Origin of the sequence: Micromonospora sp. NPDC023966, from assembly GCF_040639095.1 — a bacterium.
GTDB lineage: Bacteria > Actinomycetota > Actinomycetes > Mycobacteriales > Micromonosporaceae > Micromonospora.
Genome location: NZ_JBEZZJ010000029.1, coordinates 58,900 through 77,668 on the forward strand (window position 1 = coordinate 58,900; position 18,769 = coordinate 77,668).

At 74.1% G+C, this 18,769-nt stretch carries 16 protein-coding genes; 8 read left to right on the plus strand and 8 right to left on the minus strand.

Annotation, left to right across the window (positions count from 1 at the left end; genetic code table 11):
* Positions 1-25 precede the first annotated feature (25 nt).
* Positions 26-1,627 carry an AAA family ATPase gene (locus AB0F68_RS27290; RefSeq protein ID WP_357343308.1) on the plus strand — a complete coding sequence of 534 codons (1,602 nt, stop codon included), beginning with the start codon at positions 26-28 and terminating at the stop codon, positions 1,625-1,627.
* Positions 1,624-4,014 carry a pentapeptide repeat-containing protein gene (locus tag AB0F68_RS27295; protein ID WP_357343310.1) on the plus strand — a complete coding sequence of 797 codons (2,391 nt, stop codon included), beginning with the start codon at positions 1,624-1,626 and terminating at the stop codon, positions 4,012-4,014. The genes AB0F68_RS27290 and AB0F68_RS27295 overlap by 4 nt, the downstream gene beginning before the upstream one ends.
* Positions 4,015-4,092: 78 nt before the next feature.
* Here AB0F68_RS27295 and AB0F68_RS27300 read toward each other — a convergent pair whose 3' ends face one another.
* On the minus strand, positions 4,093-4,857 hold the full coding sequence (locus AB0F68_RS27300; protein WP_357343312.1) for an SDR family NAD(P)-dependent oxidoreductase: 765 nt from the start codon (positions 4,855-4,857) through the stop codon (positions 4,093-4,095).
* A 100-nt stretch (positions 4,858-4,957) separates the two neighbouring features.
* Here AB0F68_RS27300 and AB0F68_RS27305 point away from each other — a divergent pair, with 100 nt between their 5' ends.
* Complete coding sequence (locus AB0F68_RS27305; protein WP_357343314.1) at positions 4,958-5,803, plus strand: helix-turn-helix transcriptional regulator; 846 nt, start codon at positions 4,958-4,960, stop codon at positions 5,801-5,803.
* Positions 5,804-5,838: 35 nt separating this feature from the next.
* Here the strand turns inward: AB0F68_RS27305 and AB0F68_RS27310 are convergent, their stop codons facing one another.
* Positions 5,839-6,345 carry a tetratricopeptide repeat protein gene (locus AB0F68_RS27310; RefSeq protein ID WP_357343316.1) on the minus strand — a complete coding sequence of 169 codons (507 nt, stop codon included), beginning with the start codon at positions 6,343-6,345 and terminating at the stop codon, positions 5,839-5,841.
* Positions 6,346-6,459: 114 nt separating this feature from the next.
* Between AB0F68_RS27310 and AB0F68_RS27315 the strand changes: the two genes are divergently transcribed.
* Positions 6,460-7,440, plus strand: coding sequence for a DUF5937 family protein (locus AB0F68_RS27315; protein WP_357343318.1), 981 nt, complete (start codon positions 6,460-6,462; stop codon positions 7,438-7,440).
* Positions 7,441-7,634: 194 nt separating this feature from the next.
* On the opposite strand, the gene AB0F68_RS27320 is transcribed toward AB0F68_RS27315, so the two are convergent.
* From AB0F68_RS27320 to AB0F68_RS27335, 4 genes are all read right to left on the minus strand, one after another.
* The gene (locus AB0F68_RS27320; RefSeq protein WP_357343320.1) at positions 7,635-8,843 is read right to left on the minus strand and encodes an ABC transporter permease; all 1,209 of its coding nucleotides are present in this window, start codon (positions 8,841-8,843) and stop codon (positions 7,635-7,637) included.
* Positions 8,840-9,535, minus strand: coding sequence for an ABC transporter ATP-binding protein (locus AB0F68_RS27325; protein ID WP_357343322.1), 696 nt, complete (start codon positions 9,533-9,535; stop codon positions 8,840-8,842). The genes AB0F68_RS27320 and AB0F68_RS27325 overlap by 4 nt, the downstream gene beginning before the upstream one ends.
* On the minus strand, positions 9,532-10,692 hold the full coding sequence (locus tag AB0F68_RS27330) for a peptidoglycan-binding domain-containing protein (RefSeq protein WP_357343324.1): 1,161 nt from the start codon (positions 10,690-10,692) through the stop codon (positions 9,532-9,534). Before AB0F68_RS27330 ends, AB0F68_RS27325 begins: the two co-directional genes overlap by 4 nt.
* 116 nt (positions 10,693-10,808) lie before the next feature.
* Complete coding sequence (locus tag AB0F68_RS27335) at positions 10,809-11,363, minus strand: hypothetical protein (protein ID WP_357343326.1); 555 nt, start codon at positions 11,361-11,363, stop codon at positions 10,809-10,811.
* Between the two features lie 132 nt (positions 11,364-11,495).
* Between AB0F68_RS27335 and AB0F68_RS27340 the strand changes: the two genes are divergently transcribed.
* On the plus strand, positions 11,496-12,152 hold the full coding sequence (locus AB0F68_RS27340) for a response regulator transcription factor (RefSeq protein ID WP_192579705.1): 657 nt from the start codon (positions 11,496-11,498) through the stop codon (positions 12,150-12,152).
* Positions 12,149-13,399 carry a HAMP domain-containing sensor histidine kinase gene (locus AB0F68_RS27345; protein WP_357343328.1) on the plus strand — a complete coding sequence of 417 codons (1,251 nt, stop codon included), beginning with the start codon at positions 12,149-12,151 and terminating at the stop codon, positions 13,397-13,399. Before AB0F68_RS27340 ends, AB0F68_RS27345 begins: the two co-directional genes overlap by 4 nt.
* Positions 13,400-13,450: 51 nt before the next feature.
* Here the strand turns inward: AB0F68_RS27345 and AB0F68_RS27350 are convergent, their stop codons facing one another.
* Both AB0F68_RS27350 and AB0F68_RS27355 read right to left on the minus strand, forming a co-directional pair.
* Complete coding sequence (locus AB0F68_RS27350; RefSeq protein ID WP_357343330.1) at positions 13,451-13,771, minus strand: GYD domain-containing protein; 321 nt, start codon at positions 13,769-13,771, stop codon at positions 13,451-13,453.
* Between the two features lies 1 nt (position 13,772).
* Positions 13,773-13,994: a hypothetical protein gene (locus AB0F68_RS27355; RefSeq protein ID WP_357343332.1), complete on the minus strand. Its 222-nt coding sequence runs from the start codon at positions 13,992-13,994 to the stop codon at positions 13,773-13,775.
* A gap of 147 nt (positions 13,995-14,141) precedes the next feature.
* Between AB0F68_RS27355 and AB0F68_RS27360 the strand changes: the two genes are divergently transcribed.
* Positions 14,142-17,585, plus strand: a complete 3,444-nt coding sequence (locus AB0F68_RS27360; protein WP_357343334.1) for an AAA family ATPase — start codon at positions 14,142-14,144, stop codon at positions 17,583-17,585.
* A gap of 105 nt (positions 17,586-17,690) precedes the next feature.
* Entirely contained in the window at positions 17,691-18,689 is a 999-nt protein-coding gene (locus AB0F68_RS27365; RefSeq protein WP_357343336.1) for a hypothetical protein, read from the plus strand.
* Positions 18,690-18,769: the final 80 nt, after the last annotated feature.

An 18,769-nucleotide genomic window follows, 5' to 3' on the forward strand; every position in this document is an offset into this window, starting at 1 on the left:
ACGGCCCGTGTCGGGGAGGCGGACTGTGGCGCGCTTCTATCCCAAGCACCTGCGAGCGAACGCCACTCGCGGGGAACGGGTCGTGTTCGACAAGCTCCGGTCCCTCAACGACTCGTGGTTCGTGCTGCACAGCCTCTCGTTCTTCGACGCGGGCCGGCCGAGGTGGCGGATGGGCGAGGCCGACTTCGTCCTGCTCCATCCCGCGCGCGGCCTGCTGATCATGGAGGTCAAGGACGGTTCCTACCGGGTCGCGGGCCGGCAGTGGTTCGCCCAGCGCCGCGGCGGTGACGTGCCGCTGAACGCCGACCCGTTCGACCAGGCGCTTCGGAACAAGTACGCCCTGACCGGGTGGCTGCGCGATGCCGCCGGCATCCGGCACGTCCCGGCCGGGCACTGCGTCGTCTTCGCCGACGGCCGGCCCTCGGGCAATCTCGGCCCGCACGCGCCGGACACGATCGTGCTGACCGCGGCGGCGTTGGAGCACGCGCCGATGGTCGTGGAGCGCGTCATGGCGCACTGGGACCAGCACGGCTGGGCCAGCCAGTCGGACTTCGGGAAGGCCCTGGAGGCGTTCGCGCCGACCGCGGTCGTCGCCCGCACCCTCCGCTACGACGTCGATCTGGCATCCGACGACCTCGCCCGCCTGACCCAGCGGCAGATCCGCCTGACGAGTCGCCAGCTGGAGGTGCTGGAGGGGACCTCCAAGAAGCGCGCCTCGCTGGTCCTCGGTGCGGCCGGCACGGGCAAGACGGTCCTCGCTCAGGAGCGGGCACGCGAGTTGGCGGCCCGGGGGCTGCGGGTCGCCGTGATCGGACAGCAGCGCAACCTGCGCCTGGAGATCCGGCGCAGGTTGCGCGTGGAGGGCGTCAGCTCGGGTGAACCGGAGGACGTGCTGTGCGACCTGTACGGCGCCGATCGCCTGCGCGAGTACGAGGGCGAGCAGCTGTGGGTCACCGTGCTGGCCCTCGCCGAGGCGTACGGCAAGCCGCTGGACTGCCTCATCGTCGACGAGGCGCAGAGTCACGACGAGGACCTGCTGGACGCCCTCCGGGAACTCGTCCGCCCCGACGGCTCGGTGGTGCTGTTCGCCGACCCGTACCAGCGGGACTCCTCGGGGACGTGGCGCCCGCGCCCCGACGGGTCGTTCAACGAGTTCTGGCTGACCGAGAACTGCCGCAACGTCCTGCCGATCGCGAAGCTCGTCGCACGGATCTCGGGAGCGCACACGCCCGTCACCGGGCCGGCCGGGCGGCCGCCGCGCCTCAGCGGCGGTTCGGCGGACCTCGCGGCGGCGTGCGCCGACGCCGTCCTGGAGGTCCTCAAGGACCTGCCGGCCTCCCAGCTGGTGCTGCTGACGTCGACGACGGCCAACCAGGCCGCGATCCGCCGGACGCTGGCGGACCGGGGCGTGCGGACGATGAACGGGCTGCGCGGTGACGAGCTGGCGGTCTGCACGGTGCGGCAGTTCCACGGCTGCGAGGCGCCGGCCGTGGTCTATGCCGACGACGGCGAGGAGGACTGGACGACCAGCTACATCGCGGTCAGCCGGGCCTGCGCCTACCTGCACGTCGTCGGCCGCCCGGACCGGTGGGAACCCTTTCGATTCCTGATGGAGGATGGTTCATGACGCTGTACGACGAGGCTGTCACTTTCCTGGAGTCGGAAGGCTGGTCGGTCCCCGGGGAGTCGCGGGGCGAGGTCGTCCGGGCGAGGCGGGCGGCGTATGCGGACAACAGCGAGCACATGACGGTGTGGTGCCCGGCCGCCCCGGACGCCGAGGAGCTGCAGCGCCGCGAGGCGACCCTCCTGCAGCGGTTCGCGGAGGAAGCGCGCACTCCGGGCGCGAAGTTCCTGCTGGTCGAGTCCACCCAGGGGTTGTCGACGGAGTTCCGGCGGGTCGCCAAGCACGAGTACAACGTCGACATCCGGGTCCCGATCCAGTTCTTCGACGCCCGGTTCAAGTGGGACGACACGCTGGTGTCGGCCCTGGCGGGTACGGCCGCGCAGCAGCTCCGTCGGGACGGGGAGACGGCGGCGCGCCGGCGTACCCCGCAGCCGTTCGAGGCGGTGGGCACCGGAGTGGTGGGCACCGACCTGCTCACCGAGCTGGCTCGCCGCTTCGACAGCCCGGCCGGCTGGGACCGCCCGATCGTGCTGGTGACCGCGCCGGCGGGGTACGGCAAGAGCGTCCTGTTCGAGTCGCTGTTCGCGACGCTGTACACCAACTTCCAGAAGGCGAAGAAGCAGCTACGGCGGGCCTACCGGCCGCTGCCGCTCCTGCCGGACTATGCCGCGCTGGCGAGCGCGCCGGCGCTGGGCCCCATGGTCGACGCGCTGCTGCAGACCGAGGTCGCGCGGCCGGTCAAGCAGCCGACGTTTCAGTGGATGCTCACCCGGGGGTTCGCGAGTTGGCTGCTGGACGGGCTGGACGAGGTCATCGCCCAGGACCCGGGCTTCTTTGAGTACATCCACGAGATCGTCGCCCGGCCGGACAACCCGACGACCCCGCGCATCCTGCTCTGCGTACGGGATTCGCTGCTCAGTTCCAACCAGGCGCTGCGCGATTTCCTCACGGTGGCCCACGAGTACGTCGAGGAGTTCCGCCTGCTGCCCTGGCGACCCGAGTCGATCACCACCTTCGCGCGTATCCGCCTGCAGGACAAGGACCGCGAGCTGCTCTCGATCCTCGACGCGAAGCCGCAGCTGATGAAGCTCTGCGGCACCCCGTACTACGCCGAGCTGCTCGCCGAGCGCGTCGACGAGGGCAAGACCGACGGGATACCGAACGACTACTCCGAGATGGATCTGGTCCACGACGCCGTCGACGCGATCATGGATCGCGAGTACAAGAAGGAGCAGTTGCAGGAGCACGTCGTCTCCCGGCACGACCTGCTCGACGTCATCAGTCACGTCGCCGTCGCCGAGCTGGAGAACGACAACCGCGGCGTGCCGATCGACGAGATCGGCCAGCTCGCCGAGTTCGTGATTCCCTCGGACCTGTCCGACCCCGAGCGGGAGCGGTGCACCGCGGCCATCTGCCGCCTGCCGGTCTTCCGGGCCGCGTCGGAGCGGCAGCGGGTGCGCTTCGCGCAGGATGTGATTTTCGAGCACCAGATCGGCATCCGCGCCGCCCAGTACTTCGCCGTCAATCCGGTGCGGTTCGCGCAGCTGCTGGACTGCCGCCCGTTCCCGCCCGACTCCTTCGCCCTGCGGGTGCTGTGCGCCCGGATCAGGGAACTCGCCGCCGGCGAGGAGCTGCTCACCCGGCTGTCCAGCGCCACCGCCACCCCCACGGCGTTCCGCAACATCCTCCAGGTGCTCCTCGGGCTTCCCGACTGCGCCCGGCTGCTGATCCACGCTCCGCTGGAACGCCAGGACCTCTCCGGGCTCACCTTCTCGGGCCTGTCGCTGGCCGGGGTCAGCTTCCGCGGCGCGAACCTGGAATCGACCCGCTTCCACAACTGCGTCATGACCGGCTGCGACCTGTCCGACGCGACGTTGCACGGCACCCGGTTCGACGCCTGCCTGCCCACCCTCGCCGAGGCCGACTTCGGGCACCTCACCGGCTTCGTCTCCGTGGAGATCGACTCGCGTACCCCCATCGAGGACGTCGCGGACTTCGTCAAGCTGCTGGGCGCGGACGGGCGCCGGGAGCACCCCTTCGTCGGCCCGTGCCCCACCGCGCTTCAACTGCGGTTCCTGTTCCTGAAGTTCGTCCGGCCGGACGGCCACTACCGTCGTGACTCCCTCGACGAGAAGGGCCTGCTCTCGGGACGGCGCATCGTCGACCCGGCGTCCGTGCTCAGCGGTGCGGTGCGAGCCGGCTTCCTCACCGCCATCCCGAAGCGCCGCCGGTACGAACGCACGCACAGCCAGCTCTACGCGGACATGGTGGGGTTCGCCCAGAACCTCCGGGTGACCCCGGCCATCCGCTCGCTCCTGGAGGACACCTGCCGGGTGGAGGGGTGTGCGCACGTCGTCCAGGAGAACCCGACGACCGCGACCTTCGACTGAGTGTCCACCGGTCCGCGCCGAGCGGCCCGGCCAGCCGACGCCGGTCGGCGGCCGGAACCGGTCCCGGGCCGATGACGGCTACTTGCCGTGCGGGTCGTGCGCGTTGAGGGTCGCCACGACCTGGTCGTAGTCGCCGCGCGCCTCGCCGTACCGGAGGAACTTCACCCGCTCGACCTGGATCTCCGTGGCGTCCGGCTGCGCCTCGATCAGCGCGACGACCTCGCTCACGAACTCGTCGAGCGGCATGGCGATCTCGCTGCTCTCCTGCCCGGGCATCAGCGCGGTACGCACCGACGGCGGCTCCAGCTCCACGACCTTCACGTTCGTGTCGGCGAGCTGCAGCCGCAGCGACTCGCTGAGCATGTGGATGGCGGCCTTCGAGGCGTTGTAGCTCGGGGTGACCCTGAGCGGCGCGAACGCCAGGCCCGAGGAGACCGTCATGATCGTGGCGTCCGGCTGCGCCCGCAGGTGCTCGATGAATGCGGCGATGAGGCGGATCGGACCGAGCAGGTTGGTCGTCACGGTCGCCTCGGCCGAGTCGAGGAACGATTCCGGCTGGTGCCAGTCCTCGACGCGCATGATGCCCGCCATCGTGACGAGGACGTTGAGGTCCGGGTGCTTCGCCAGCACCTGCGCGGCCGCCGAGGCGATGCTCGCCGGATCCGCCGTGTCGATCGCGACGGTGTCGATGTCCGGGTGCTCCGTGGCGACCTTCTCGAGCAGGTCGGTGCGCCGGCCGCCGATGATCACGGTGTTGCCCCGGGCCTTGAGTTCGAGAGCGAGGGCCAGGCCGATCCCGCTCGTGGAGCCGGGGACGAAGATGGTGTTTCCGGAAATGTTCATGCCTCGAGCCTGGCCCACCATCGCGGTCCGGGGGCAGAGACCGGTTATCGGGGGATCGGCAATCCCTGGTTGGCCCGGACGGCGGGCGGATACTGGGATCATGGACCGCGCAGCCCTGGCCGACTTCCTCCGCCGCCGCCGTGCGGCGCTGCAGCCCGGAGACGTCGGGCTGGCCACCGGCGTCCGCCGCCGCGCGCCCGGGCTGCGGCGCGAGGAGGTGGCCGCCCTCGCCACCATGTCGACCGACTACTACACCCGCCTGGAACAGCAGCGCGGCCCGCAGCCGAGTCCGCAGCTGCTCGCCGCGCTGGCCCGGGCGCTGCGGCTGACCGGCGACGAGCGCGACTACCTCTTCCGGGTGGCGGGGCACAACCCGCCATCCCCGGTGTCCGCGGCGACGCATGTCGCCCCGGCGCTGCTGCGGGTGCTGGACCGGCTGGCGGACACACCCGCGCTCATCCTGTCCAACCTCGGCGAGATCCTCGTGCAGAACCGGATGGCCGAGGCACTGTTCGGGGACCGGTCCGGCCACACGGGGCTGGCCCGCAGCGAGATCTACCGGTGGTTCACCGACCCCGCCGAGCGGTCCCGGTACCCCGAGGAGGACCGCGACCGGCAGAGCCGCGCCCAGGTCGCCAACCTGCGCGCCGCGTACGGGTCGATGGGCCCCCAGTCGCGGGCCGGCGAGCTGGTGCGGGCGCTGCAGAAGATCAGCCCCGAGTTCGCCGAGCTGTGGGAGCGGCACGAGGTCGCCCAGCGCTTCGCCGACCACAAGACGCTGATCCACCCCGAGCTCGGCCCGATCGAGCTGGACTGCCAGGTGCTGTTCACCGAGGACCAGTCCCAGGCGCTGCTGGTGCTCACCGCGCCGCCGCGCAGCGAGGGTTACGAGAAGCTGCAACTGCTCGCCGTGCTGGGGCACGAGCGCTTCCCGGCCGGCACCTAGACGAGTAGTTCCGAACTCCTCGTCCAGCCGGCGAGTCAGCTGGGCTCGACCAGGAGCCGGGCGTAGTTGGCCATCGACCGCTGGTAGCGGGGCAGGTGCCTGGCGAGCGCCCCGACGGCGATCGCGACCGCCTCCCGCTCCCGGCCGACGCTGGTCAGCGCCAGGGCGAGCGTCGCGCTGACCGCGTCGTCGAGCTCGTCGGAGCCGCGCTCGCGCTCCTCGGTCAGCAGCCGGACGCTCTCCTCGGGCTGCCCGGTGTTCCGCAGCGAGCTGGACATCTGGATCACCGAGCGCCGCCGGCGGACGCCGTCGATGCCCAGCTCCAGCGCCCTGCGGTAGAGGGGGACCGCCTTGTCCGAATGACCGGTCGAGTCCCAGGCGCAGGCCCGCTCGAACGCCGCCACCGGATGATCCGGCCCCAACTCGTCGGCGAGGACGCCGACCCGCGCGCGGAACTCCACCTCGTCCCAGCCGTCGGGTGCCGCGTTGAAGGCCGCCCACAGGTCCGCGCTGCGCTGCTCCCAGTCGGCGCTCGGGTTCATCGTGGTTCTCCTCGTGATCGTCGGTTCGGACGGGAGACACTTTGCGAGCGCTGGTACCGTCGCCGCGAGTGATTCGGCGAAGCCCGAATCTCTTCATCCTGGAAGGTGGCGCGGATGGCGGTGACCCTGCGGTTCGGCCCCGCCGACCTGCTGCGCTGCCGCTTCGCCATCTCGCCCATGTTCGAGACGCTGTCCGCGGTGCGCCTGCTCTCCCCGCGCGAAGGCGTCGGCCCCCACCGCCGCTGGCTCGACACCCTCGACACGCGAGAACTCGACCTGCGGCCGATCGCCCTGCTCCAGCCGCGTCGCGGCTACACCCCCGACTTCCTCTCGCCGCCTCCGGTCAGCCCCCACGCCCGGTTCGAGGACGAGCTCACGGCCGTGGCGGCCACTGACCATGATCGGGTACGCGCAGAGGTGCGCCGGTCACTGGCGGACACCCCGGGGGCGGCCGAGTCGGCGACCGGGCGGCTGCTGCTGGACGACCCGGCCGTCGCTCTCCAGACGCTGGTCTCACTCGTGCAGCGGGCATGGCAGGTCCTGGTCGAACCGGTCTGGCCGCACGTACGCGGGCTGCTCGACGCCGATGTGGGCTTCCAGACCCGGCGTCTCGCCGAAGGCGGCCTCGACCGGTTGTTCGCCGAGCTACATCCACGGCTGCGCTGGAACAACGGCGTGCTGACCCGCGAGTACGGCGACGACGAGCATCGCGACCTGCGCGGCGAAGGGCTGGCCCTGGTGCCCAGCGCCTTGAAGTGGGATCAGGTGGTGGTCATCGTGGACCCGCCGTGGCAGCCCACAGTGATCTATCCGGCGCGTGGGCTCGGCACGCTCTGGCAGCCCCTGTCCACCGATCGGCATGCGGCTCTGGGCCGGTTGATCGGCAGAACCCGGGCGGCGCTGCTGGTCAGCCTCGACGAGCCGGCCAGCACGACGACGCTGGCCCACCGCCACGCGCTGGCCGCCGGGACGGTGTCCGAGCATCTGTCGGTGCTGCGCGACGCCGGGTTCGTCGCCGGGGAACGACACCGGCACGAGATCCGCTACCGGCGTACGCCCCTCGGCGAAGCCGCGCTTCGTCAGCGCGACAGTTAGGGCTGGTACTCGGCCCGGGTCCGGGGCAGCCACTGCGGGTGCTGGTCGCGGACGAACTTCAACAGGCCCTCGCCACGACCCTCGGTCGTGCCGGGAGCGCGAACCGACCGGGCGACCGGGTACCCGGGAGGATCCGAGTGAAACGGCCGGCGGGTCGTGGCCGGTCACCCAGGCCACGACCCGCCGGCCGGCGCTCACGGCGTGGCGAGCGCCTCGGTCGGGGCGAGCCGCGCCGCCCGGATCGCCGGGTACAGCCCGGCCAGCGCCCCGATCACCAGGGTCGCGCCGACCCCGCCGGCCAGCGCCCAGGCCGGCACCACCGCCGGCCACGACCGGGAGACCGCGTAGCCCGCCGTGACCGCGCTGCCGAGCAGCACCCCGCCGAGCCCGCCGAGCGCGGACAGCAGCAGCGACTCGGCCAGGAACTGGGTGCGGACCTGCCCGCGGGTGGCCCCGAGCGACCGGCGCAGGCCGATCTCCGGGCGCCGCTCCAGCACCGAGATCACCATGGTGTTCGCCACGCCGACGCCGCCCACCAGTAGGGCGACCGCGCCGAGGCCGAGCAGCAGCCCGGTGAACGCCTCGTCGGTGGCCTGCTTCGCGGCGAGCGCGTCCGAGGGGCGCGCCACCTTCACCTCGTTCGGCGCCTCCGGGTTCGCCGTGGCGGCGAGCACCGCGCGTACCGCCTCGACCGCGGTCTCCGACGTGCGGGTGTAGACCGTGGTCGGGTGCCCGTCGAAGCCGAGGTACGACCTCGCGGCGTCCCAGCCGACCAGCGCGGACAGGTCCAGCTCCGGCGCGAGCGGCGCCGGCGCCAGGATGCCCACCACGGTGAACCAGCGCCCGCCGAGCTGGATCCGCAGGTCCGGTCCGGCGGCGCTGACGCCGAGCCGCCGGGCCGTGGTGGCGCCGAGCACCACCGCCGGGTAGCGGGCCGTGGCGGCGTTCAGCCAGGTGCCGCTGACCACCTCCAGCCCGACCGTGTCGCGCAGTTCCAGGCCCGCGGCGCGGGCGGCGATCCCGCCGCTCTCGCCCCGGGAGATCAGGTCCGAGCGGTACACCCGCGCGTCGGCCAGCAGCCCGGTGGCGGCGACCTCCCGGACCGGCCCGATCCGGCCGATCATCGCCACCGACTCCGCCGGCAGCTCGGCGTCGTCGCCGAAGAGCGTGTTGCCCGGACCGACGGTGAGCAGGTTGGTGCCGAGCGCGGCGAGCGTGCGGTCCAGCTCCGCCCGGGACGAAGCGGAGATGCCGACCACCGACACCATGGCGGCGATCCCGATCGCGATGCCCAGCGCCGAGAGGAAGGCCCGCAGCGGCCGGGTGCGCAGCCCGACCCCGCCGACCCGCAGGACGTCCCGGGGGCGGAGCCGGGCGGGTGCCAGCCGGACCGGCCCGCTCATGCGGGCACCCCCACCGGGCGGTGGTCGGCCACGATCCGGCCGTCGCGCATCTGGACCCGGCGGGGCAGGCCCGCGGCGATCTCCAGGTCGTGGGTGATCACCACGATGGTCGTCCCGGCCGCGTGCAGGTCGCGCAGCAGCGCAAGGACCCCGGCGCCGGAGGCCGAGTCCAGGTTGCCGGTCGGTTCGTCCGCCAGCAGCAGCGCGGGCGCGCCGACCACCGCGCGGGCGATCGCCACCCGCTGCCGCTCGCCGCCGGACAGCTCGTGCGGCCGGTGGTCGAGGCGGTGCCCCAGCCCGACCCGGGCCAGCGCGGCCTCCGCGCGCCGCCGCCGCTCCCGCAGGGGTACGCCCGCGTAGAGCAGCCCGTCGGCGACGTTGTCCCGCACCGGCACGTTCGGGGCGAGGTGGAACTGCTGGAAGACGAAGCCGATCCGGGAGGACCGCAGCGCGGAGAGCTGCCGGTCACCGAGCGCGGCCACGTCGTGCCCGTCGATGCGTACCCGGCCGGTGGACGGGCGGTCCAGGGTGCCGATCAGGTGCAGCATGGTGGACTTGCCCGACCCGGAGGGGCCGACGATGGCCACCAGCTCGCCCGGCCGGACGGTCAGCGACACCCCGTCCAGGGCCCGTACGCCGCCCGGGTAGAGCTTGCTGACGCCGGTCAGCTCGACGACCGCCTCGCCGGTCACGTCGGCATCCCCACGGTCGCCCCCTCGGCCAGCCCGGCGCCGGAGACCTCCACCCGGCCGGCGGCGAACAGCCCGGTCTGCACGGCGATGATCCGGGTGGCGCCGCCCTCGACCAGCTGCACGCCGTAGCCGCCCTCGGCCAGCGCGAGCAGCGCGGCGACCGGCACGGTGAGCACGTCGCGGCGCTCGGCGGCGGTGAACGCGACCTTGGCCGAGGCCTGGTCGAAGCCGGTCAGCGCCCTGGGGTCGGCCGCCGTCACGGTGACCTCGATCTTCGTCTCCGGGTCGCCCTGGCCGCCCGCCCCACCGTCGGTGCCGGTCTCGATCACCGTCTCCGTGTCGGCGACGGTGCCGGCGACCTCCTTGCCGTCGGGCAGGGAGACGGTCACCTTGGCGCCCTTCTTCGCCAGCCGCTCGTCGTCGACGTCGAGGGACACGGTCACCACCCGGGTGGTGCCGGTCCAGCTCAGCACCGCCTGCCCGGGCTGGGCCGGGTCGCCGGGTTCCGCCTCGTGGCTCTCCACCCGGACCGCGCCTTCGGCGTAGACCACCCGGCCCAGCTCGACCCGGCCGGTCTCCGGCAGGCCGAGGTCCTCCTGCCAGTCCCGCACGGCATCGGCGGTGGCCGAGGTGTACTCGTCGTCGGCGGTGAACCCGGAGTAGCCGAGGGCGGCCAGGTTCCGCTCGAACTGCCGCACGTCGTCGCCGGACATGCCCGGACCCAGGGTCCGGTACGCCGGCAGCCTGCCGTACAGCAGCACGACCTCGGCGTCGTCGACCGCGAACAGCGGCCTGCCCCGGGTGACCTGGCTGCCGGTGGCGGCCAGCCAGGTGACGGTGCCGCCGGTGTGCGGCGCCGCGCGGTGGCTGGCGCCGTAGCCGAGTTCCCCGTCGAAACTCTCCGCGTCGACCAGCGTCTGCCGGGTGACCTGGGCGGTCGCCGGGGGCAGGCTCCCTCCGGCCGCCGTACCCCCGTCGCGGCCACCGGCGGCGACCGCGGCCGTGACGCCCGCCGCGGCGGCGACCACCACCGCCGAGGCCACCACCAGCGAAGTACGCCCCCGGCGGCGGCGACGGCTGCGCCCGACGCCCGGCGGCGCGGTGGCCGGCGGTGCGGCGGTGGTGGTCGCCGCGGCCAGCGCGGTGCCGGCGCTCACGGGGCCTCCGTTGTTCGCGGCTGCGGGGCTCGCGAGACCCGGCTCACTCCCCGCGCTCACGGGGCCACCGTTGTTCGCGGCTGCGGGGCTCGCGAAACCCGGCTCGCTCCGCGCGCTCACGAGGTCCTCTTCATCAGCAGCGGCGCGCCACCCTCGCGGCACTTCTCCAGCGCGGCCCGGGTGGTCGGGTTCTCCGGGTCGATGCCGGCGCCGCCCTTCAGTTCGATGCTGCCGTCCGGGCCCGGGTCCGGGAAGTCCGGCACCCCGTTCTCCCGCATGCACCGGGCCAGCTGCCGGACCTTCTCCACCTGCTCGGGGTCGAGCTTGAGCGCCTTGCCGCCGCCCGGCATCAGGCTGCGGCACTGTTCCATGGCCGCTTGGACCTTCGCCTTGTCGGTGCCGGCGGGCATCCGGATGCGGAAGCCGCCGCCCTCGCCGGGTTCCGGGTCGGGGAAGTCCGGCACCCCGTTCTCCCGCATGCACTTGGCGAACTCGCGCTGCCGGTCCTCGTCGCTGACCTGGGCGACGCTGGCGCTGGGCGAGGCGCCGCCCGTACCGCCGCCGGCCGTGGCCACCCGCTCCCCGTCCGGGTCGGCGCCCGCGCAGCCGGTGACCGTCAGACCCAGGAGCAGGGGCAGGACGAGCAGTGTGCCCGACATTCGTCGGCGCATGGCGCAACTCCTTCCTCCCGGCCGGCGCCGATCGCCGGCCGATACGGACGAGTCGACCGCAGCGGCGGTATCCCGGGCGTAACCGCCGGCGTTAACGCCGCCGTTATCCACGGGCGCGGCACCATGGGGGACGTGCGAGTACTGGTGGTCGAGGACGAGACGCTGCTGGCCGACTCCATCGCGGAGTGGCTGCGCCGGGAGGCGTTCGCCGTGGACGTGGCGTACGACGGGGACGCGGCGCTGGAACGGCTCGGCGTCACCGACTACGACGTGGTGGTGCTCGACCGGGACCTGCCGGTGGTGCACGGGGACGACGTGTGCCGGGCGGTGGTGGACAGCGGCGCCGAGACCCGGGTGCTGATGCTGACCGCCGCCGCGGCCGTGCGGGAACGGGTCGCCGGGCTGGCCCTCGGCGCCGACGACTACCTGGTCAAACCCTTCGCGCTGGTCGAACTCTCCGCCCGGGTGCACGCGCTGGCCCGGCGGGCGCGGCCGGCGGCACCGCCCAGGCTGAGCCGGGCCGGCGTGGTGGTCGACCCGGCCCGCCGGGAGGTCTACCGCGACGGCCGGTACGTCGCGCTGTCCCGCAAGGAGTTCGCGGTGCTGGCCGAGCTGGTGCGGGCCGGCGGGGCGGTGGTCTCCGCGGAGGAGTTGCTGGACCGGGTCTGGGACGAGCACATCGACCCGTTCACCAACGTGGTGCGGGTGACCGTCATGAAGCTGCGCCGCAAGCTCGGCGACCCGCAGGTGGTCGAGACGGTGCCGGGAGTGGGGTATCAGATCCCATGAAACGACTGACCATCCGCGCGCGGCTGACCCTGGTGCACGGCGGGCTCCTGCTGCTCGCCGGCGTGGTCCTGCTCGGCGTCACGTACGTGCTGGTCGACCAGCGGATGCGGGAGCCGTTGACCGGCGTGATCGCCAAGGCCGACATCGTCAAGGCGCCGTTCGGCAAGCTCCCCACCCCCGGTGCGGCCGAACAGGTGCGGTTCCTGCTCCAGGAGGCCCAGGACGAGGCGAAACGCAACGCGCTGGAGTCGCTGCTCACCCAGGGCGGCGTGGCGCTGCTGCTGATCTCGGTGGTCGCCCTCGGCTTCGGCTGGCTGATCGCCGGGCGGGCGTTGCAGCCGCTGCACCAGATCACCGGCACCGCCCGGCGGATCGCGGCCGCCGACGCGGGTGGGCGGGGGCTGCACGAACGGATCGCGCTGCGGGGCCCGCAGGACGAGGTGAAGGAACTGGCCGACACCTTCGACCTGATGCTGGAGCGGCTCGACCGGTCCTTCGACGGGCAGCGGCGGTTCGTGGCGAACGCGTCCCACGAGCTGCGTACGCCACTGGCGCTCAACCGGTCGCTGCTGGAGGTGGCGATGTCCCGGCCGGGCGCCTCCGCCGAACTGCGGCAGCTCGGCGAGACCCTGATGGCGGTCAACGAACGCCACGAGCGGCTCATCGACGGGCTGCTCACCCTCGCCGACTCGGAGCAGCAGGTGGTCGACCGGACGCCCGTCGATCTCGCCGAGATCGCCGGCCACCTCCTCGATCAGGTGGCCGGCACGCCCGGGCCGACTGTACGCCGGCGGCTCGCGCCCGCCGCCACGGCCGGTGACCCGGTGCTGCTGGAGCGGCTGACGCAGAACCTGGTGGAGAACGCGGTCCGGCACAACCTGCCGGCCGGCGGCGAGATCGACGTGAGCACCGGCACCGTCGACGGCCGGGCCACCCTGGTCGTGGTCAACACCGGCCCCGTGGTGCCCGGCTACGAGATCGAGACGATCTTCCAGCCGTTCCGGCGGCTGCACCACGACCGGGTGGCCGCTCCCCAGCGCAGCGGCGCGCGGGACCGGGCCGGCGCCGGGCGGGGCTTCGGGCTGGGCCTGTCAATCGTGCGGGCGGTGGCCCAGGCGCACGGCGGCGCCGTGCACGCCCATCCCCGCGACAGCGGCGGACTCGTCGTGACGGTCACCCTGCCGTCCCTGGGCGCGGCCGTCCCCGCCCAACCGGCGCGGACGCTGCCCGCCGCGGCGCGCGGCTGAGGACCGCCACCGAGGCCGCCCGTGCTTGGCTTCCGGGCGTCGCCGGACGGATCAGACGCCCGGGGCCGTGTAGTCGGTCCGCGTCCGGGTCGCCTCGTCGACGTCGGCCGGGGTGAGCAGCGGGGTGACCTGCACCTGGAGGCCACCGGCCGCGCCGATGGCGATGGCCAGCGCGGCGACGGTCCGGTGGTCGGGCATCTCGCACAGCACGTAGGTGTCGTCGTCGGCGAAGGCGAAGTACATCGACTCCACGCGTCCGCCGGCCTCCTCGACCATCTTCCGCACCACGTCCACGCGCTTGGTGCCACCGTCGCGGATCAGTCCGTTGAGCCCGTCGGCGGTGTAGGTCGACCGCAGCAGGAACATGGCCATGTCACGTGCCGCCCTGCCGTTGGACCCGCTGCGCGCCCTCGACCTTGGCGCGGCCCTGGTCCCGTTCGCTGCCCCCGGCGCCGGTCGCGGTGTGCAACTGGTGCCGCTTGCCCGTGCGTTCCATTCCGGAGCCCTGGCGGCCCGGCGCGCCGCTGCCCGGGTTGCGTCCCGCTCGCGCCGACTGGCCGCCCGGATCGTGCTTGTTCTGCTTGTGGCTACCCATGGGCCGCGGTTACCCGCTGCCTCCAGCGCTAGTCCTGGCCGGTGACCCGACCAGGGCGGTCAGTGCGTGTCACGGGCGTGGTGCGGCAGAAGTCGGCGGGTCCGGGTTCCCCGCGGTGTCGGACCGGTCGACTACCGTCGGGAGGTCATGGAGCCGCGGTTCGGCGAGGCGATCATCGGGCGGGAGCACCCCGCGGCCCTGCTGCGCGCCGAAGTGGACCGGGTGACCGCCAGCCACGGCGGCCTGGTGCTGGTCACCGGCGAGCCCGGCATCGGCAAGACCACGCTGGTGAGCGCCGCCGCCGACGACGCCCGGCGGCGCGGGGCACTGGTCCTCGGCGCCGCCTGCTGGGACTCCGACAGCGCCCCCGGCTACTGGCCGTGGGTGCAGGTGCTGCGCCGCCTGGGCCGCTGGCCCGACGACTGGGCGCGGGCGCAGGCGGCCGCCGGGCCCGGGCTCGCCGCGCTGCTCGGCGAGCGCACCGGCGCCGACCCGGCCGGGGAGGAGCCGACCGACGACGGCGGCCAGGCGGAGTTCGCCCTGCACGACGCGGTGACCACGGCGCTGGTGGCCGTCGCCCAGCACCGGCCGGTGGTGGTCGTCCTGGACGACCTGCACTGGGCCGATCCGGCCTCGATGCGGCTGCTCCAGTTCGCCACCCAGCACACCTGGTTCGAGCGGCTGCTGCTGGTCGGCACCTACCGCGACGCCGAGGTCGAGTCCGGCGACCACCGGCTCCGGCCGCTGCTGCTGCCGCTGACCGCCAAGGCCACCACCATCACCCTCTCCGGCCTGGCCCGCGACGAGGTGGCCGCGCTGATCCGCCGCACCGCCGGGCGGGAACCGGGCGCCGACCTCGTCGACGAGGTGCACCGGCGCACCGGCGGCAACCCGTTCTTCGTCGAGCAGACCGCCCGGCTGTGGCACACCGACGGCCTGGCCACCACCATCGCCCCCGGCGTACGGGAGGCGGTGCGCCGCCGCCTGGACCAGTTGCCCGCCCCGGTGGTCGAGGCCCTCACCGTGGCCGCCGTGCTCGGCCGCGACTTCCACCGCCAGGTTCTCGCCGCCTGTCTACCCGGCCCGGTCGCGCAGGTGGACCGGCTGCTCGACCGCGCGGCCAGCGCCCGGCTCGTGCTGGCCCGGGGCGGCGGCCGGTTCGCCTTCGCCCACGACCTGGTCCGGGAGACCCTCTACGACGGGTTGACCGACGCCGAGCGCCCGGCCCGGCACGCCGCCGTGGTCCGCGCCGTCGACCGGTCGGCGGCGCTCGCCGAGCGGCTCATCCCGGCCGACCTGGCCCGCCACGCCTGGCTGGCCGGCGCCGACCTCGACCCGGGGCGGGCCGTCGAGCTGCTGGTCGCCGCCGCCCGGGAAGCCGGCGGGCGGCTGGCCGTGGAGGAGTCGGTGCAGCACTTCCGCCGCGCGCTGGAGGTCGCCGACGAGCCGGCCCGCCGGGTCAAGGTGCTGCTGGAGCTGGCCCAACTGCTGCACCACGTCGGGTCGCAGGACGAGGCCGAGCGGCTGCTGGTCGAGGCCGCGGCCCTGGCCCGCCCGCTCGACGAGCCAGCGGTGCTGGCCCGCGTCGCGCTCACCGCCCACCGGCAGGAAGCAGCCGCCCGCCGCCGCACCGACGCCGACGCGCTGGTCCGCGAGGCGTACCGGCGGTTGATCGGCGAGCCCGAGCCGGGCCGGGGGATGAGCGCCCTGGTCACCGACCTGATCACCGCCACCGAGACGCTCGCGCGGCACGGCCGCGACGACGAGGCGCTCACCTTCAGCCTGTGGGCGCGGCACGACACCACCTGGGGGCTCGGCACCGCCGAGGACCGGGCCGTGGTCACCGCGGAGATCCGGGAGGTGGCCCGCCGCACCGGAGACCGGGAGACCGAGCTGTGGGCGACCTCGCTGCGCTGGGTGGCGCTGCTGGAACTTGGCGACCCGGGCTATTCCCACGAGCACAGGGCCTTCGTCACCGGCTGCCGGCAGGGCGAGGTCGCCCGGCAGCGGATGGCGGCGGCCATCGACAGCGGCATCATCGCCGGCTTCCGCGGGGACTTCGACGCGGCCGAGGCGCACTACGCCGAGATGGACGGGTACGGCGAGTGGGAGCACCCCGACCACGCCTTCATGGGCCTGCACCTGCGCTGGTCCCTGCTCCTGCTTCGGGGCCGCCTCGCCGAGGCCGAGGCGCTGCTCGACGGGCCGGAGGCGGCCAGCCACCCGCAGCGGGAGCTGCTCCGGGCGATCACGGCGGCCGAGCGCGGCGACGCGGAGACCGTCCTGCGGCTGACCGCCGGGATCGAGGCGGCCGGCACTCCGTACCCCCGGCCGGTGTCGCCCCTGTGGCTGCGCCTGCGGGCACAGGCGGCGGCCGCCGGTGCGGACCCCCGGCGCTGCGCCGAGGTGCGGGCGGCGCTGGAGCCGCACCGGGGCCGGTGGATGGCCGCGTTCTTCGGCTGCGACATCAGCGGCCCGGTCGACCTCTGGCTGGCCGACGTCGACGCCGCCGAGCAGCGCTGGGACGACGCGGTCGCCGGCTACGCGGCGGCCCGCGACGCCGCCGACCGGATGAGCGCCCGGCCGTGGTCGCTGCTCAGCCGGGCCGGGCTGGTGGCCGCCCTCACCGCACGGGGGCGGGCCGGCGACGACGCGGCCACGGCGGCCCGGCTGCGCGCCGACACGGTGGCCGAGGCGCGGGCGCTCGACATGACCCAAGTGCTGCACCGGCTCGGCGAGGTGACTTCTCCCACCACCGCCAGAGACGTGGCACGAGGACCGGAGGCGGGCCGGGCCGACGCGCTGCCGGCGCAGATCGGATCCGGTCATGCCGACGCGCTGCCGGCACCGGCTGGGTCAGATCACGCCCGCGCCGTACCGGCACCGGCCGGGTCGCCCTACGCCGTCGGGGTGTCGACCCCGGCCGGGTTGGGTCGCGCCGTCGCGGTGGCAACACCGGCCGGAGCGGGTCAGTCGGTCGACGGTTCGGCCGGTCCCGGCATCGTGAGCGGCGACCGGGCCGGCGGGGCCGAGGCCGCCGTCGTGCCCGAGTTCCGGCGGGACGGGGCCGTGTGGCGGCTCGCCTACGCCGGCACGGTGGCGCACCTGCCCGACGCCAAGGGCCTGCACGACCTGCGTCTGCTGCTGAGCCGGCCCGGCGTCGACGTCCCCGCGGTCGAACTGCTCGACCCCGCCGCCGGGCCGGAGCTGGTCGCCGCCCGGCGGCTCGGCGGTGACCCGGTCCTCGACGACGAGGCCAAGGCCCGCTACCGGCGCCACCTGCAACGGCTCGACGACGAGATCGACCGGGCCGCCGCCCGCGGCGACGACCCGAAGGTGGCCGCCCTGGACGCCGAGCGCACCGCGTTGCTGGCCGAGCTGCGCGCCGCGGCCGGGCTGGCCGGGCGCACCCGCCGGCTCGGCGACGAGGCCGAGCGGGCCCGCAAGGCGGTGACCGCCCGGATCCGTGACACGCTGCGCCGGCTGGACGATCGGCATCCCGCGCTCGCCGAGCATCTGCGCGCCGCCGTATCCACCGGCAGCTCCTGCCGCTACCTGCCCACCGAGCCCGTGCCCTGGCGCCTCTCCTAGCCGGGTGAGGCAGCTGGCCGCCGAGCCCACGGCCTGGGATCGACGATGATCAACTACCGGGCCGGCCGACCACCACGACCGGTCCGAGCCGCATATGCTCCCTCGATGTTCCGGAACCTCTTCAGCCGTGGTCAGCGGCCGGTCGAGCCGGCCGTCGACCTGGACCGAGCCCTCGACGACCTGGAGCTGCGTGCCGCGCGGGACAAGGCGTCCGCCGACTGGCGTGCCGCCCGCGACGTGATCGAGGCCGCCGGCTCCGACTGGGAGCGCCGCGCCCGCCGGGTCTCCGTCCTCAGCGACGCCGCCGCCGACGACACGTGGCTGGACGCCTGGCTGGTGTCCGCCCCCGACGATCCGACCGCCGCCGTCCTGCTCGCCGCGACGCTCGCGGAACGAGCGGGCCGGGCGCGGGGTTCAGCCCCGGCCAGCCAGACGACCCAGGAGCAGTTCCAGGGGTTCGCCGAGCTGTCGGCCCAGGCCGCGCTCGCCGCGCGCCGGGCCATCGCCCTCGCGCCCCACGATCCCGTGCCGTGGATCGACGTGCTGTGGGCGATGTTCCCCGACGGCCGCTCGAGGCAGGCGGAGTTCCACCAGGCGTTCACCGAGGCGCGGCGCCGCGACCCGTTCAACCTGGGGATCCACCTGGCGGCGGTGAGCTTCCTCTGCGAGAAGTGGTACGGCTCGCACGAGGAGATGTTCGGCCTGGCCCGGGCCGCTGCGGCCGCCGCCCCGCCCGGGACGGCGGTCACCCTGCTTCCCCTGTTCGCGCACTTCGAGTACGCGATGCGCGAGTTCAACTGGGGCACCACCACTCCGGAAGGAGTGCTGGCCTGCCGCCGGTACTTCCAGCGCCCCGAGGTGCGGCAGGAGTACGACGCCTGCGCGGCGAAGTGGCGAGCGGCCGGCCCGCCCCGGCACGGCGACGCGATGGTGTGCCGCAACTGGCTCGCCCTCGCCTACTCGCTGTCCAACCGCCGGGACGAGGCGAAGGCCATGTTCGACGAGATCGGCCCGTACGCCACGAGCCCCGTGTGGGCGTACTTCTTCGGCGGCGTGAAGCACGGCTTCGTGCACAACTGGCGGTGGGCGAACGGCGTCCGGTAGGGCGGGACGACGGGGGTGTCGCCGCGGCGACACCCCCCACGACCCCGCGGGACAACGGCCGGGGTTTAGGGAACAGGTCA